The organism is Micromonospora humi (assembly GCF_900090105.1).
GTDB lineage: Bacteria > Actinomycetota > Actinomycetes > Mycobacteriales > Micromonosporaceae > Micromonospora > Micromonospora humi.
In genome coordinates this window covers 15,580-30,478 of record NZ_FMDM01000013.1, presented here as the reverse complement: position 1 = coordinate 30,478, position 14,899 = coordinate 15,580, and the positions used below count along the sequence as shown (strand labels likewise).

Below are 14,899 nucleotides of genomic sequence, written 5' to 3'. Positions count from 1 at the left end.
CGTCCGACGGCGCGCGCTCACGGCCGGCTCTCCGGCGGCGGCTCGACCACCTGGCGACCCTGGCCGGAGACCGGGCAGCTGGTGCGTACCGGGCAGACCCGGCACTTCGAGTTGGCCACCGCGGCGAACGTGGACGCGGCCATCGTCTCGGCGGTCCGGCGGACCAGCGCGGTGGCCCAGCCGGCCTCCGGGCCCTCGCCGGCCGCGGCCTGGGCCTGCTCCCGGGCGTCCTTCGCGCCGGTGCCGAGCTGCACCAGCGCCGCGCCGCCGGACTCCGCGCCGAACTCCGCGAACCCGCCCGCCTCGACCGCCGCCTGGTAGGCGCCGAGCTGCGGATGTTCGGCGACCTCCCGCTCGGTGACCGCGGTGGACTTGCCGGTCTTCAGGTCGATCACCACGAGCCGGCCCTCGGCGTCGACCTCCAGCCGGTCGACCCGACCGGTCAGCTCGATCGGCCGGGTCGGGTCGTCGAGCCGGACCGCGAACTCGTGCTCGATGGCGAGCAGCCGGCGCGGGTTGCCGGCCAGCCAGCGCAGCAGCTTGTCGACCATCGCCTCGGCGCGCTCCCGTTCCGGGCCGACCATCCAGCGGGCGGCCAGCTCGATCGCGTCGAACCGGGCGGCCACGTACTCCAGGAGCGCCTCCCGGTCGACGCTCGCGTCCTCGGCCAGCATCGCGGCGGCGTGCACCAGGTTGCCGACGCCCTGCGCCGCGCTGGCCGGCCCGCTACCCCCGTGCCGTTCCAGCAGCCAGCGCAGGCTGCACCGCAACGCGCTCTCCATGGCCGACGGGGTGACCCGCACCGGCTCGCCGTCGTCGACGAGCGGCCGGTCGTCGGAGAGGCCGCGCAACCCCCACCAGTCGTCCGGGTGCGCGCCGGGCACCCCGGCGGCGGCCAGCCGGGCCAGCTCGCCCGCCGCCGCGTGCCGCCGGGTGATCGGTGCCGCCGGGTCGGTGATCGCGGTACGCAGCTCCGCCACCAGCGCGGACAGGGTGAGCCCGCGCGGCGGCAGGGTCACCGGCAGGACGCCGGGCGGCCCGTCCTGAGGGTGCTCGTCGCCGTGCGGCACCGGCCCGTCCGCCGCCCGTCCCCCACCGGCGGCACCGTCCGGGTCGACTCCTCCGTCCGCGCCGGCACCACCGTTCGCGCCGGCACCACTGTCCGGGTTGCCGCCGTTCGGGCCGGTGCCCTTCGGGCCACCGTTCGGGGCGACGCCGCCGTCCGGGCTGCCGCCGTTCGGGTCCGGCGGGGCGGCGCCGCCCGCACCGGTGGCGGGCGGGTCGGTCGCGGCCAGCTCGTGCAGGAACCGGCTCGGCTGCTCCTCGTGGTCGTCGCCGCCGACCGCCGCGGAGGCGACCGCGGTGACCAGCAGCCGGCGCCGAGCCCGGCTGACCGCGACGTGGAACAGCCGGCGCTCCTCGTCCAGCAACGCCGACGTCTGCCCGACCAGGCTGGCCCGCAGCCCGGCCCCGTCGGCCCGGCCGGCGAGCACGTCGACCAGTCGCTCGGAGCCGAGCAGGCTGCCGCGCAGTCGCAGGTCCGGCCAGACGCCCTCCTGCACCCCGGCGACGGCGACCAGGTCCCATTCCAGGCCCTTGGCGGCGTGCGCGGTGAGCAGGCGTACCGCCTCACCCCGATCCGCGGCGGCGGCGAGCGTGTCGGCGGGCAGTTCCTGGCCGAGCACGTGGTCGAGGAAGACCTCGGCGCGCGCCCCCGGCAGCCGGTCGGTGAACCGGGCCGCCGCGTCGAAGAGCACCAGCACGGCGTCCAGGTCACGGTCGGCGGCCTCGGCCCGCCAGCGCCGGGCCGTCTCGTGCTCGCCGGTGGCCGCCCGGCCGCGGGTGATCGCCCCGGCCCAGCGCTCGGCCAGCCCGCTCTCCCGCCACACCGCCCAGAGCACGTCCTCCGCGGTGGCGCCGGGCGCGGCGGCGGCCTGTCGGGCGGTCGCCAACAGGTGCGCCACGGCCTGCGCGGGCGCCGCCCACCGCCGCTCGATGGTGGCCAGCTCGGCCGGGTCGCGCAGCGCCTCCACCAGCAGCTCGCCGGAGGGGCGACGGTCGCCGCCGGCCAGCGCGAGCGCCCGCAGCCCCTGCCGCAGCCGCCGCTCGGCCAGCGGGTCGGCGCCGCCCAACGGCGAGTGCAGCAACGCGACGGCCGCCTCCTCGTCCAGCCGGTCGGGGTCGAGCGCGCAGCGGAGCAGGAGCAGCAGCGGGGCCACCGCCGGCTGGAGGTGCAGCGGCAGGTCCTCGCCGTGCACCACGGTCGGCACACCCGCGGTGTGCAGGGCGCGCCGCAGGGACGGGAGCTGTCGCCCGGTGGACCGGACCAGCACCGCCATCCGGGACCAGGGCACCCCGTCCAGCAGGTGCGCCTCGCGCAGGGTGTGGGCCAGCCAGGCCGACTCGCTGGTGGCCGAGCGGAAGGTGCGGACGTCCACCGCGCCGGCCGGCGCGTCGGGGAGCGGGCGCAGCCGCCGGTGCGCCGCCGGGCCGCGCAGCCGGCGGGCGAGCCGGGCGGTCGCCGCCAGCAGCGCCGGGCCGGCCCGGTAGGAGGTGGTCAGCACGACCTGGGCGGCCGGCGCGCCGGAGGCGGTGCGGAACCGGTGGCCGAACGTGGCGACCGCGGCCGGGTCGGCGCCCCGGAAGGCGTACGTGGAGGAGTCCGGGTCGGCGAACGCGACCAGGGACTTGCCGCCGCCGGCCACCACGGCGAGCAGGTCCACCTGGGCCGGGTCGGTGTCGGCCAGCTCGTCGACGTAGACGTGGGTCAGGCGGCGGCGCTCGGCGGCGAGCAGCTCCGGGTCGTCGAGCAGCATGCCGGTGGCGGCCCGCACCAGCTCCGCCGGGTCGTACGCGATCGAGCCCCGGTTGCTCACGTCGCGCAGCGCGAGCACCGCGACGTACTCCCGGAGGAAGCGGGCGGCGGCCGGCCAGTCGGCGCGGCCCAGCTTCTCGCCGAGCCGGGCCAGCTCGACCGGGCCGACCCCCCGCTCGGCGGCCCGCATCAGCAGGTCGCGGAGCTGCTGGGCGAACGCCCGGGTGCGCAGCGCGGGAAGCAGGTCCTCCGGCCAGCCGACCGGGTCGTCGCCGGGCTCCGCGCCGACGACGTCGAGCAGCTCGCGGATGATCAGATCCTGCTCCGGGCCGGTGAGCAGCCGCGGTGAGGGCTCACCCCGCTCGGCGGCGGCACGGCGGAGCAGCCCGAAGGCGTACGCGGGGAACGTGCGGACCAGCGGCTCGCGGACCACGCGGTGCCCGTCCCCGGCGATCCGTGCCTCGATCCGCCGGCGCAGCTCGGTGGCGCCACGCCGACCGAAGGTGAGCACCAGGACCCGCTCCGGGTCGACGCCCTCGGCCACCCGGGCGGCGACCGCTTCGACCAGGGTGGCGGTCTTCCCGGTGCCGGGACCGCCCACGACCAGCATCGGCCCCCCGGTGTGCGCGACGACCTCGGCCTGCACCGGGTCGGCCCGACGCCGGTCGCCCGCGGTGCGGCCCTGGTTTCCGGTCGGCTGCCGGCCGGGCTGCGCGGCCTCGATCGAAGGGTGCGCGGCATCGCCCGTCGACCCCCCGGATCGCGGCTCCGTCACGGCCGGCCCGTCGGACCGGCTCACCCCCTGCCCCGCCCCGGCGTCGTGGGTGACCCCCGCCCCCGCGCCGCCGGGCCGGCGCACCAACCGGTACGCCTGCATCACGGACATCCCACCACGCCGGTACGACACCCGGAAACCGACGCCGCCCCGCGCGCCGCAGCTCACCCGTCAGCAGGAACGGCCACCACCCGCAGAGCCGCCCGGCCGACGGTGACACGGTCCCGCCGCACCCCGCGGGCCGGCCACCACCGAGGCCCCCGGCAGGCAGACTCGGCCCGAGGCTCCCCAGGAGACACCCATCCCGTTCCACCCACCCGGCCAGCACCCGGTGAGTGGAACGGGATGGGTGTCAAACGGGGCCGGAGACACCCATGGCGTTCCACCCACCCGGCCCGCAACCGGTGAGTGGAACGGGATGGGTGTCAGGCAAAGGCGGGGGCGGGGCCAGGGCGCGGGGCGGGGCAAAGGGCGAGGGCGCGGGCAGCAGGGAGAGCGGGCAGCGGGAGCAGCGGGAGCAGCGCGGGCAGCGCGGGCAGCGCGGGCAGCGCGGGCAGCGCGGGCAGCGCGGGCAGGGGGGGAGAGCGTTCAGGTGAGGCGGGCGTCGATGAGGTCGAGCGCGGCGGGCACACTGTCGGCGACCATCAGCAGGTCGAGACCGGCCGGCTTGAGGAAGTGGCGATCGGCCAGGGTGCCCAGCCAGTCGAGCAGCGGCCGGTAGAAGCCGTCGGCGTCGACCAGCACCATCGGCTTGGCGTGCAGGGTCAGGGTGGCGGTGGTCCAGACCTCGAACAGCTCGTCGAGCGTGCCCAGCCCGCCGGGCAGCGTGACGAACGCGTCCGACTTGTCGACCATCAGCGTCTTGCGGCTGGCCATCCCGTCGGTCACCAGCAGTTCGTCGGCGGCCAGGTCGGCGACCTCCAGGTCGACCAGGGCCTGCGGGATGACGCCCAGCGTGCGGCCGCCGGCGGCCCGCGCCCCGTCCGCCACCGCGCCCATCATCCCGACGCAGCCGCCGCCGCTCACCAGCGTGTGTCCGCGCCGGGCCAGCTCCGCGCCGGTCTCGGTGGCCAACGCCAGCCAGTGCGCGTCGAGGGTACGGGAGGACGCGCAGAACACGCAGACGTTGGCCATGTCAGCGCGACCCGGCCGGGCCCTCGGGTGCGGCCTCGGCGGCGGCCTGCTGGTCGGCGGCCACCCGGGCGACCGCCTCCTCGCGGACCGCCTCCTGCTCGGCGGAGAGCACCGCCTCGGCCTCCACGATGTGCCGGACCGCCTCGTTGACGTCGTCGGTGACGCAGATCAGGTCGAGGTCGCCGGGCCCGATCTTGCCCTCGGCCGCCATGGTGTCGCGCAGCCAGTCGAGCAGGCCGCCCCAGTAGTCCACGCCCATCAGCACCACCGGGAACCGGGTCACCTTGCCGGTCTGCACCAGAGTGAGCGCCTCGAAGAGTTCGTCCATGGTGCCGAAGCCGCCGGGCAGCACCACGAACGCCTGGGCGTACTTGACGAACATGGTCTTGCGGGCGAAGAAGTAGCGGAAGTCGATGGCGAGGTCGACCCAGTCGTTGAGGCCCTGCTCGAACGGCAACTCGATGCCGAGCCCGACGGAGAGGCCACCGGCCTCGCCGGCGCCCCGGTTGGCGGCCTCCATCACGCCCGGCCCACCGCCGGTGATCACCGCGTAGCCGGCTCGGGCCAGTGCACCGCCCAACTCCTCGGCCAGCCGGCACTCCGGGCTGTCCGGCTTGCTGCGGGCCGAGCCGAAGACGCTGACCGCGGGCGGCAGGTCGGCGAGCGTGTCGAACCCCTCGACGAACTCGGACAGGATCCGCAGGGCCCGCCAGGCGTCCTTGGTCTTCCAGTCGCTGCGCCCCCGGGAGTCGAGCAGGCGCTGGTCCGCGGTGCTGGTCGGGATCGCCCGGTTGCGCAGCGTGACCGCTCCCCGGTGCCGCTCCATCCGCGGCCCCTGCTCAGCCGGCCTCCCGCTGCTCTCGCTCATGGGGCCCACCGTAGTGGAGCGGCAGCGACCCGGCGCGCAGGCCGGCGAGCCGGAGAAAATCTTTGCGATCAAGGCAACTAATTCGCTCGCTGGTACGTCTTACTATTCACATACCCGGTATGCCTGGGAGACGCGCCTTCGGGGGAGGAGCCAGCGTTTTGATCAGCAACAGCGAGATGATCCGGATTCGGCGACAGATGCAGCGGCGGATCCACGACGTGGTGGCCGAGCGCCGCCGCGCCCGGATGATGGAGGCCCACCGCGCCGAGCCCACCGCCGCGGCCGACGAGGTGGACACGCCGCTGACCACGAGCGTCTGACGATCCGGGGCCCGCGACGCCGGGCGCGGGCCCCGGATTCCGTACGTCAGGCCGGGGCGAGCCAGCGGTGCAGGGTGGCCGCGCCGTCACGGATCTTGGTCAGCTCGACGTGCTCGTCCTTGTGGTGGGCCAGGTTCGGGTCGCCGGGTCCGAAGTTGAGCGCCGGAATGCCCATCGCGGCGAACCGCGCCACATCCGTCCAGCCGAGCTTGCCGATCGGCGCGGCGCCGACCGCGGCCAGGAACTCCTGCGCGGCCGGGCTGTCCAGCCCCGGGGCCGCACCGGCCGCCGCGTCGGTGACCCGCAGGTCGAAGCCGGCGAAGACCTCGCGCAGGTGGGCCTCCGCCCCCGCCGGGTCCCGGTCCGGGGCGTACCGGTAGTTGATCTCGATCTCGCAGAGGTCGGGGATGACGTTGCCGGCGACCCCGCCGTGGATCCCCGTCGCGTTGAGCCCCTCGCGGTAGTCGCAGCCCTCGATGGTCACCCGACGTGCCTCGTACGCGCCCAGGCGGCGCAGCACCTCCCCGGCGCCGTGGATGGCGTTCACCCCGTGCCAGGACCGGGCCGCGTGGGCCCGCTCGCCGCGCGTGGTGACGATCGCCCGCATCGTGCCCTGGCAGCCCGCCTCCACGATCCCGTAGGTGGGCTCCAGCAGCACCGCGAAGTCGGCCTGGAGCCACTCGGGATGGCTCTGGCTCACCAGGGTGAGGCCGTTGTAACGCGACTCGATCTCCTCGGCCTCGTAGAAGAAGTAGGTGACGTCGTAGCGCGGGTCGGCCAGCGTCACGGCCAGGTGCAGCGCGAACGCCACCCCGGACTTCATGTCCGAGGTGCCGCAGCCGTACATCAGGTCGCCGCGCATGGTGGACGGGAAGTTGCCGTTGAGCGGGACGGTGTCCAGGTGGCCGGCGAGCACCACCCGCTGCGGCCGGCCCAGCTCGGTGCGGGCCATCACCGTGTTCGAGTGTCGATAGGTACGCAGGTGCGGTACGCCTCGCAGCACCTCCTCGACGCAGTCGGTGATCGCCTTCTCGTTGAGGGACACCGACTCGATGTCGACCAGGGCACGGGTCAGCGCCACCGGATCGGCCAGGACCTCGGGGGTCAACGGGTTCTGCATGTCTCGCACGGTACCGTCATCCTCGGTGGGTGCGAGGCACACGTTCCGCGCCCGCGGCCGCGAGCAGCGGCGGACGCCGCCGCCGGAGGAGAGAGGTGTCACCGTGACGTCCGCACCATCCGCCTGGGGCATCGGCCTGGCCACCGTCACCGCCGACGACCAGGTGCTCGACACCTGGTACCCGACCGGAAAGCTGGGCCTCGGCGAGCTGCCCCTGGTGCCAGGGGAGGACCAGGCCGACGTGCTGGACCTGCCGCCGGGCGCGATCGGCGAGCGGGCGCTGCCCGGCCTGCGTACCGTCGAGGTGACCACGGTGATCGGCTCGCTGGACGACCCGATCAAGGAGGCCGCCGACGCGTACCTGCGGTTGCACCTGCTCTCCCACCGCCTGGTGCGGCCCAACGAGCTCAACCTCGACGGCATCTTCGGCAAGCTCGCGAACGTGGCCTGGACCTCGGCCGGGCCGTGCCCACCGGAGCGGGTCGACGAGCTGCGCGTCATCGAGCGGGCCGCCGGCCGCCACCTGGCGGTCTACGGGGTGGACAAGTTCCCCCGGATGACCGACTACGTGGTGCCGGCCGGCGTGCGGATCGCCGACGCGGACCGGGTCCGGCTCGGCGCGCACCTGGCCGCCGGCACCACCGTGATGCACGAGGGCTTCTGCAACTTCAACGCCGGCACGCTGGGCACCTCGATGGTCGAGGGGCGGATCGTGCAGGGCGTGGTGGTCGGCGACGGCTCCGACGTCGGCGCGGGCGCCTCGATCATGGGCACGCTGTCCGGTGGCGGCACCGACAAGGTGCGCATCGGCGAGCGCAGCCTGGTCGGCGCGAACGCCGGCATCGGCATCTCGCTCGGCGACGACTGCGTGGTGGAGGCCGGCTGCTACGTCACCGCCGGTTCCAAGGTCACCCTGCCGGACGGCCGGGTGGTCAAGGCCCGCGAGCTGTCCGGGGTGGACGGGCTGCTGTTCTGGCGCAACTCGGTGACCGGCGCGCTGGAGGCCAGGCCGCGCACCGGTCGGGGCATCGAGCTGAACGCCGCCCTGCACGCCAACGACTAGTTGACGACCCCGTCCGGGTCCGCGGCACGATCGCCGCGGACCCGGACGGTCGGACTCACCGCAGGCGGTACGCCTGGATGATCCGCTGGGTCACCGTGTTGCCGGCGTCGTCACGGGCGGAGGCCCGCAGCGAGACGTAACCGGGTCCGGCCGGGTGCCGGACGGTGGCGGTCCAGCCGGCGCCCTGCTTCTTCAGCGTCGCCTTCCGCCACGTCTTCCCGCCGTCGTAGGAGACGTCGACGGTGAGCGCCTTGACCTTGCCGGCCGGCGCGCCGGGCTGGCGTTGCACCGTCACCGGGACGGTGAACGTCCGGCCGGCCGGCGCGGTGCCGTCCACCGAGAGCGGCGGGGCGAACCGGACCGCCATCGCCGGCAGCCGTGCCGGCGTGTCGCCCGGCACCCGCTTCGAGCGGAACGTCCAGCTCGCCGAGACCTCGGTGCTCAGGTCGGTGAAGCTGCGCTTCGCCATCGTGTCGAGCCGGTAGTTCGCGACGCCCGGCGGCACCTCGAACTCGCCGTATCCGGCGGCCTCGATCTCACCGACCAGCTTCCCGTTGCGGTAGAGCGCGGTGCGCGCGGCGTCGTTGAGCGAACCGCCCGGGTGCCCGGCCGCGTCGCTGTGCACCGGCAGCGAGATCACCACCGTGTTCCCGGTGCGGGTGATGCCCTGGTCCGGCCAGCGCGGCTGCGCGAAGGACGGGCCGTACGGCGCGTTGTTCCAGTTCTCCGTGTAGTTGTGGCCGGCCCGGAAGCGGGTGGGCCCGGACTCCAGCACCGCCTGCGTGTCCAGCCAGCCTTCCTCGGCGCGCTTGCCGAAGTCCAGCTCGAAGTTCCAGCGCGTGCGGGCCGTGCTGAGGTGCTCGATCCGCTTGCCCGGCACCTGGACCGGCACGACGATCGCCGAGCCGCCCATGTTGTAGTCGGGCTCCGGGTAGACGATGCGCTCGTTCTCCAGGCCCGCGTACCCGTTCCCGAACCGGTTCGTGACGTGGGCCAGGTCCGCGGGTCGGTAGTGCCGGACGAAACCGGTCGGGAAGCGACCGGGGAACAACTCGTTCAGGCCGTAGAAGTAGGGGCTGCGTTCCGGCGCCTTCGCGTCGAGCCACTGGCTGGCCAGCGAACCGACGAACACCTTGTCGGAGACGTTGCGGCCGAGCTGGGCCGAGTAGAGGCCGTCGAAGGTGTCCGTCCAGAGCCCGAAGCTGGCGTAGTAGTCGCCGAAGCCCCACGCCGCCGTGACGTCGATCAGCAGCGGGGCGGCGCCGCGCTGCGGCACGGTGCTGCGGACCGGCTTCCCCCGTCGGGCGTCGAGGTCGAGCCGCTGGTTGCCCTTCACCACCAGCTCCGGCTGGGTCAGCATGGAGACCTCCGACCAGCGCTGGTCACCGTCGACGAAGACCAGGCTCTGCACCCCGTAGCGGCCCTTGGGCACCCGGACGGTGGCCTCGCCGTCGGCGTCGAACAGGTCCCGGGTGACGCCGTCGTCGAGCCCGATCAGGGTGGTGTAGTAGCTGCCGGTGAGGGCGCCGGCCCGGTTGCGGTGGGTCACCGTCAGGTCGTAGCTCTCCACCTCCCGGTTGACCGCCAGCGGGGTCACCGCGACGGTGTCACCGGACCGGGCGGTCAGCCGGCCGGTCCAGTAGCCGTCGACGCCGAGCCGGGTGTCGACCACGACGGTGACCTGGGCGGTGCCGCCGGCCGGGACGGTGAGCCGGGTCGCGCTGAGGGTGACCATGCCGGCCGGCGCGGACCGGCCGCCCGGGCCGGTGAACTCGGTGCCCAGGTCGAGCGTGAGCGCGGCGGCGCCTCCGTTGCGGTAGGTGACGGTGCGGCTGATCGGCTGGTCGTCGCCGTGCGGCCAGAGCGCGACGCCGAACGAGACCGACGGCGGGTCGCTGGTCACCTGCTCGGTGATCGCGTGGGCCAGGTCGACCCGGCCGGCGCCCTGCTGGAACGCGGTCTGCTCCGGGTGCGGCCGGGCGGAGGCCATCAATGTGGCCTTGTAGCGGCCCGCGTTCCAGCCGGGGTGCTGCTGGGCGATCAGCGCCACCGCGCCGGCCACGTGCGGGGCCGCCATCGAGGTGCCGGAGAGGGAGACGTACTTGTCCCCCACCGGGTCGCCGATCTGGCCGTGTGCGGCCCGGGCGGCCACGATGTCCACCCCGGGGGCGGTGATGTCCGGCTTGATGGCGCCGTCACCGACGCGCGGACCTCGACTGGAGAAGTCCGCCAGCTCGTCGTCGCGGTCCACCGCGCCGACCGCGAGCGCGGCGTCCGCGGTTGCCGGCGAGCTGACCGAGCCGTCGGCGCCGTCGTTGCCGGCGGAGATCACGAAGAGCGTGCCGGTCTGCGCGGTGAGCGTCTCGACCGCCTGCTCCAGTGGATCGACCTCCGGGGTGTCCCAGCCGCCCAGGCTCAGGTTGGCCACCGTGGCGTGCTGCTCGGCGGCGGCCCACTGCATGCCGGCGAGGATCGCCGACTCGGTGCAGCCGTACTCCTCGCAGACCTTTCCGGACAGCAGCGTGGCGTCCGGAGCGACGCCCCGGTACTTGCCGCCGGAGGCGGCGCCGCTGCCGGCGATGATCGAGGCGACGTGGGTGCCGTGCCCGACGATGTCGTCCGGGTTCGTCTCCTCGCTGAAGTTGCGGGACTCGGCGACCTTGCCGGCGAGGTCCGGGTGGGTGAGGTCGACGCCGGTGTCGAGCACCGCGACCCTGACCCCCTTGCCGGTCCATCCGGCGGCCCAGGCGGCCGGCGCGCCGATCTGCGGCACGCTGTGGTCCAGCGTCAGTTGCCGGCGGCCGTCCAGCCAGATCCGGTCGACACCCCCCGCCGCGTCGAGCCGGGCGCCGGAACGGTCCGTGGCGACGGCCCGCCAGAGCGCGCCGGTGTCGGACTTGGCCGCGGTGAGCGCCGCGCCGCCGATCGCCGGCAGGTCGCGGGTCACCCGGGCGCCGGCGAGCGGGGCCGCGGCCCGGCGGGCCACCCCCGAGCGGTACGACACCAGCAGCGGCGTGTTGTCGCGGTGCGCGTCGTCGTAGCCGGCCGCGATCAGCCCGGTGACGTCGAACAGGCGCGGGTCGAGCCGGCCGGACCGGACCAGCGGCAGCGCGTCCTGGGGGACCACACTGAGGCCGGTCTTCTCGCGGCGGACCAGGAACTGGAGCGTGGCGCGTCCGGCGCCGGGGCGGACCGCCGCCCGGCCGCCGTCGGCGACGGTGACCTGGTCGCCGGTGATCAGGGTGACGGTGGTGGACTGACCGGACGGTCCGGTGCGGGCGGACGGACCGGTCGGGGCCGCCGGGGTGGCGGCGTGCGCGGGCACCGGCAGGCCGAGTGCCAGGCCCAGGGTGAGGCCAAGTGCGGCCAGCTTTCTGCGGTTCCGGGGCAACCTTTTCTCCTCCGTGAGGCGTCATCGTCGATGAGGAACACATCGACACGGGTTATCAGAATTACATACTGGGTATGCAACTGGAAGTCGCCATTCCGACTCGAACCGTTCCACCCGACCGACCGAACCCGGGATGATCCCCCGATGACCTCCATGAAGGACCGCATGCTCGCCGGCGAGCCGTACATCGCCGACGACCCCGCGATCGCCGCCGACCTGGACCGGGCCGCCCGGCTCACCGAACGCTTCAACCGCAGCTCCGCCGAGGACCCGGAGGGCCGCGCCGCCGCCCTGCGCGAGCTGCTCGGCTCACTCGGCGAGGACGCCTGGGTACGGCCGCCGTTCCACTGCGACTACGGCTACCAGACCCACATCGGGGCGCGCAGCTTCGTCAACTTCAACGCGGTCTTCCTCGACGTCGCCCGGATCACCGTCGGCGCGGACGTCCAGATCGGACCGAACGTGCAACTGCTCACCGCCACCCATCCGGTGGAACCGGAGGCCCGCCGGGCCAAGTGGGAGGCGGCCCAGCCGATCACGATCGGCGACAACGTCTGGCTCGGCGGCGGCGTGATCGTGCTCGCCGGGGTGAGCATCGGCGACAACACGGTGGTCGGCGCCGGCGCGGTGGTGACCCGCGACCTCCCGGCGAACGTGGTGGCGGTGGGCAACCCCGCCCGCCCGACCAGAGCCCTCGGCTAACCGCCTGAGCTGCGGAAACAACCCCTTCGGGGGGATGCGGATTCCGGAATCAGCGTGCACTCTGGGTAGTGAGATGCTCACTCTGGGGAGGCCGCGATGGAGCGCGTGCTGGAACTACGGGTCCACGGGGTGTCGAACACCCCACCGGATCAGCTGCTGGGCCTCGACCCCGGAGCGGGAGCCGGCGGCACGCCACCGGAACTGGTGGCCGGCGGACAGGTGACCGGTTTCTTCCGTTCCGCCACCGCCGCGCGCGACGACCCGATCAGCGTCGAGGCGTACAGCTGGGGGAAGCTGACCTCCGGCGCGCGGACCCGGCGGGACGTGGAACGCGCCCTCTGGACGCTGCTGCTCCCGTTCGCCCTGGCCAACGTCGCGCTGCACGCCCGGGCCGGCATCCCCGCGGACCCGGACCGGGAACGCTGGGCCAGCCGGTCCGGCATCACCGCCTGGCTCATCCGGCTGTTCTGCCTGAGCCTGACCTGCACCCTGGTGATCACCGTGACCGGGATCGGGGTGGACCTCGTCGGCTGGCAGTGCGTGAGCCGGGAGTGCCTCGGCCAGATCCCCGGCCCGTGGGAGTTCCTCGGCGACCCCTGGTGGCGTCAGGGCACCCGCACGCTCGCCGTCGGGCTGCTGCTGCCGCTGCTCGTGCTCGGCGCCATCGGGGTGCTCGCCTGGCGCACCTACCAGTACGAGGCGGAGATGCCGGCCGAGCCGCGCCACCGGCCGGCCGGCCACGACGACGGGCCGGCCGAGCCGCCCGAGCCGCTGGAGAACCCGCTGCAGGACCCGACGTTCTGGAACGGGGAGGGCCAGCTGCGCCGGGCCGCGGTGCTGCACCTGTGCACCGGGGCGGTGGTCGCCGCCGCCGTGCCGGTCACCGCGGTGCTGATCATGGACCCGCCGCGCGGCCTGCGGGCCGCGGTCGCCTGGCCGACCGTGCTGCTGTTCGCCACCGTGGTGACCATCGCCGTGATCGCGGTGGGCCGCCCCTGGCTCAGCCGCCGCCAGGGGGCCACCCCGCTGGGCAGGTGGAGCATCGCGGTGGCGGCGCTCACCGGACTCGGACTGATCGGCACGTTCGTCCTCCTGCTGCTCCCGGACGGCCCGGCCGGGACCCCGTTGACCGGTTACCGGCCACCGGTCGGATGCGCGAGCACCCCGGCCCTCGCCGGCTGTGCCGCCGCGCGTCCGCTGCCCGGCTACGAGACCGCGCTCGCCTGGCTCGTCACCTACCAGGTGCTGCTGCTGGTGGCCATCGGCGCGGCGAACCGCTCCGGCCGGCGGGCACTGGTCGGGCCGGTGGCCGCCGCCGCGCTGCTGCCGCTCGCGGTGGTCTGGATCGAACGCGGCCTGCCCGGCCTACCCGCCGCGCCGGCCGGGCTGCACACCTGGATGCTCGTCGGCCCGGCCATCGCGGTGGCCGTCGCCGGGCTGCTGCTGCCCCGGCTCCGGTCCGCGGTGCCGACCCAGCCGCTCGGCGCGTACACCGGGCTGGCCTGGCACGGCTGCGCGCCGGCGGTCGTCGCCGGCTTCGGCTGGATGATGGCCGTCGCGTACTGCGCCGGGCTGCTCTACTGGGTCAGCGAGCGGCTGGCCGGCCCGCGCGAGCCCGGCGACCCGAGCGGCGTGGTCCCACCGCTCGCCGTCTTCTGGGCCGGGCTGGCCTGCGTGATCGGGCTGGTCACCCTGCTCGGGCTGCTGATCCGCGTCGCGGTCCTGCTGCACGGCCTGCGCCGCGCCGAGTACGCCGGGCTGACCGCCGCCGGCGGCCTCTCCGCACACGACCTGCGCCGGTGCCGCGACGTCAGCACCTACCGGGCGTTGCACCGGCTGGTGGGCGAGCACGCGGTCCGGTTGATCGGCTGCTACGCGGCCGTGTCCGCGGGCCTGATCACCCTCTGCTGCGCCGCCGCGCTCTCCGGCCACCGGCCCGACCCGCTCTCCCCGGCCGGATGGCAGACCGTGATCCACGGGTCCGCCGAGCTCGGTGACGCCGTGCTCGGCTGGCTGCCGGTGGTGACCAGCGCGCTCGGACTGCTCATCTACCGCACCGACTCGGTACGCCGCTCGGTCGGGGTGATCTGGGACGTGTGCACGTTCTGGCCGCGGGCCGCGCACCCGCTCGCCCCGCCCAGCTACGCCGAGCGGGCCGTGCCGGAACTCCAGACCCGGGTGGCCGGGCTGCTGGCGCTGCCGCCGCAGCACCCGGACCGGATGGACGGTGTGATCCTCTCCGGCCACAGCCAGGGCACCGTCATCTGCGCCGCGGTACTGCTGCAACTGCCCAGCCGGTGGCGGCGGCGCACCTGGTTCTTCTCCTACGGATGCCAGCTCACCCGTCTCTACGGCCGGGTCTTCCCGTCCTACTTCGGGCCGGAACGACTGCGCACCCTGGCCCGGGCCGTCACCTGGCCCGGCGGGCACGTGGCCTGGACCAACTTCTGGCGGGACACCGACCCGCTCGGCTGGCAGGTCAGCGCCGGGCAGCGGGACGTGCCGGTGGCCGACCCGGAGGCGCTGCACCCGTCCGGCGGGGAGGTCGCCGACCCGCCCATCCGCAGCCACAGCGGCTACCCCGCCGCGGTGGAGTTCGCCCGCGAGCGGGCCGTGGTGGCCCGCCTGCTGCGCCGGAGCGTGCCCGCACCCCGACCGGGGGCCGGCTGAGCGCGGCCTGACGCGCGACCCGACGGCAGCCGTCGCGCCGG

General features: G+C 74.9%; 9 protein-coding genes. 4 read left to right on the top strand and 5 right to left on the bottom strand.

Annotated features, from left to right (window positions below; translation table 11 throughout):
* Nucleotides 1–17: 17 nt before the first annotated feature.
* The 3 genes from GA0070213_RS22925 to GA0070213_RS22915 form a co-directional block, all read right to left on the bottom strand.
* Complete coding sequence (locus tag GA0070213_RS22925; protein ID WP_091069061.1) at nucleotides 18–3,692, bottom strand: ATP-dependent helicase; 3,675 nt, start codon at nucleotides 3,690–3,692, stop codon at nucleotides 18–20.
* 486 nt (nucleotides 3,693–4,178) lie between these two features.
* A complete protein-coding gene (locus GA0070213_RS22920; protein WP_091068563.1) occupies nucleotides 4,179–4,724 on the bottom strand; it encodes an LOG family protein in 546 nt (181 codons plus the stop codon).
* A 1-nt stretch (nucleotide 4,725) separates the two neighbouring features.
* Complete coding sequence (locus GA0070213_RS22915; protein WP_091068560.1) at nucleotides 4,726–5,592, bottom strand: LOG family protein; 867 nt, start codon at nucleotides 5,590–5,592, stop codon at nucleotides 4,726–4,728.
* Nucleotides 5,593–5,768: 176 nt separating this feature from the next.
* Here GA0070213_RS22915 and GA0070213_RS31655 point away from each other — a divergent pair, with 176 nt between their 5' ends.
* Nucleotides 5,769–5,912, top strand: coding sequence for a hypothetical protein (locus GA0070213_RS31655; RefSeq protein WP_175441448.1), 144 nt, complete (start codon nucleotides 5,769–5,771; stop codon nucleotides 5,910–5,912).
* Between the two features lie 46 nt (nucleotides 5,913–5,958).
* Here the strand turns inward: GA0070213_RS31655 and dapE are convergent, their stop codons facing one another.
* Nucleotides 5,959–7,032, bottom strand: coding sequence for a succinyl-diaminopimelate desuccinylase (gene dapE, locus GA0070213_RS22910; RefSeq protein WP_091068556.1), 1,074 nt, complete (start codon nucleotides 7,030–7,032; stop codon nucleotides 5,959–5,961).
* Between the two features lie 103 nt (nucleotides 7,033–7,135).
* Between dapE and dapD the strand changes: the two genes are divergently transcribed.
* Complete coding sequence (gene dapD / locus GA0070213_RS22905) at nucleotides 7,136–8,095, top strand: 2,3,4,5-tetrahydropyridine-2,6-dicarboxylate N-succinyltransferase (RefSeq protein ID WP_091068552.1); 960 nt, start codon at nucleotides 7,136–7,138, stop codon at nucleotides 8,093–8,095.
* A 55-nt stretch (nucleotides 8,096–8,150) separates the two neighbouring features.
* On the opposite strand, the gene GA0070213_RS22900 is transcribed toward dapD, so the two are convergent.
* On the bottom strand, nucleotides 8,151–11,486 hold the full coding sequence (locus GA0070213_RS22900) for a S8 family serine peptidase (RefSeq protein WP_091068550.1): 3,336 nt from the start codon (nucleotides 11,484–11,486) through the stop codon (nucleotides 8,151–8,153).
* A 144-nt stretch (nucleotides 11,487–11,630) separates the two neighbouring features.
* Here GA0070213_RS22900 and GA0070213_RS22895 point away from each other — a divergent pair, with 144 nt between their 5' ends.
* Complete coding sequence (locus GA0070213_RS22895; protein ID WP_091068547.1) at nucleotides 11,631–12,188, top strand: sugar O-acetyltransferase; 558 nt, start codon at nucleotides 11,631–11,633, stop codon at nucleotides 12,186–12,188.
* 96 nt (nucleotides 12,189–12,284) lie between these two features.
* Nucleotides 12,285–14,858 (top strand): hypothetical protein, encoded by a 2,574-nt coding sequence (locus tag GA0070213_RS22890; protein ID WP_091068544.1) that lies wholly within the window; start codon nucleotides 12,285–12,287, stop codon nucleotides 14,856–14,858.
* Nucleotides 14,859–14,899 lie beyond the last annotated feature (41 nt).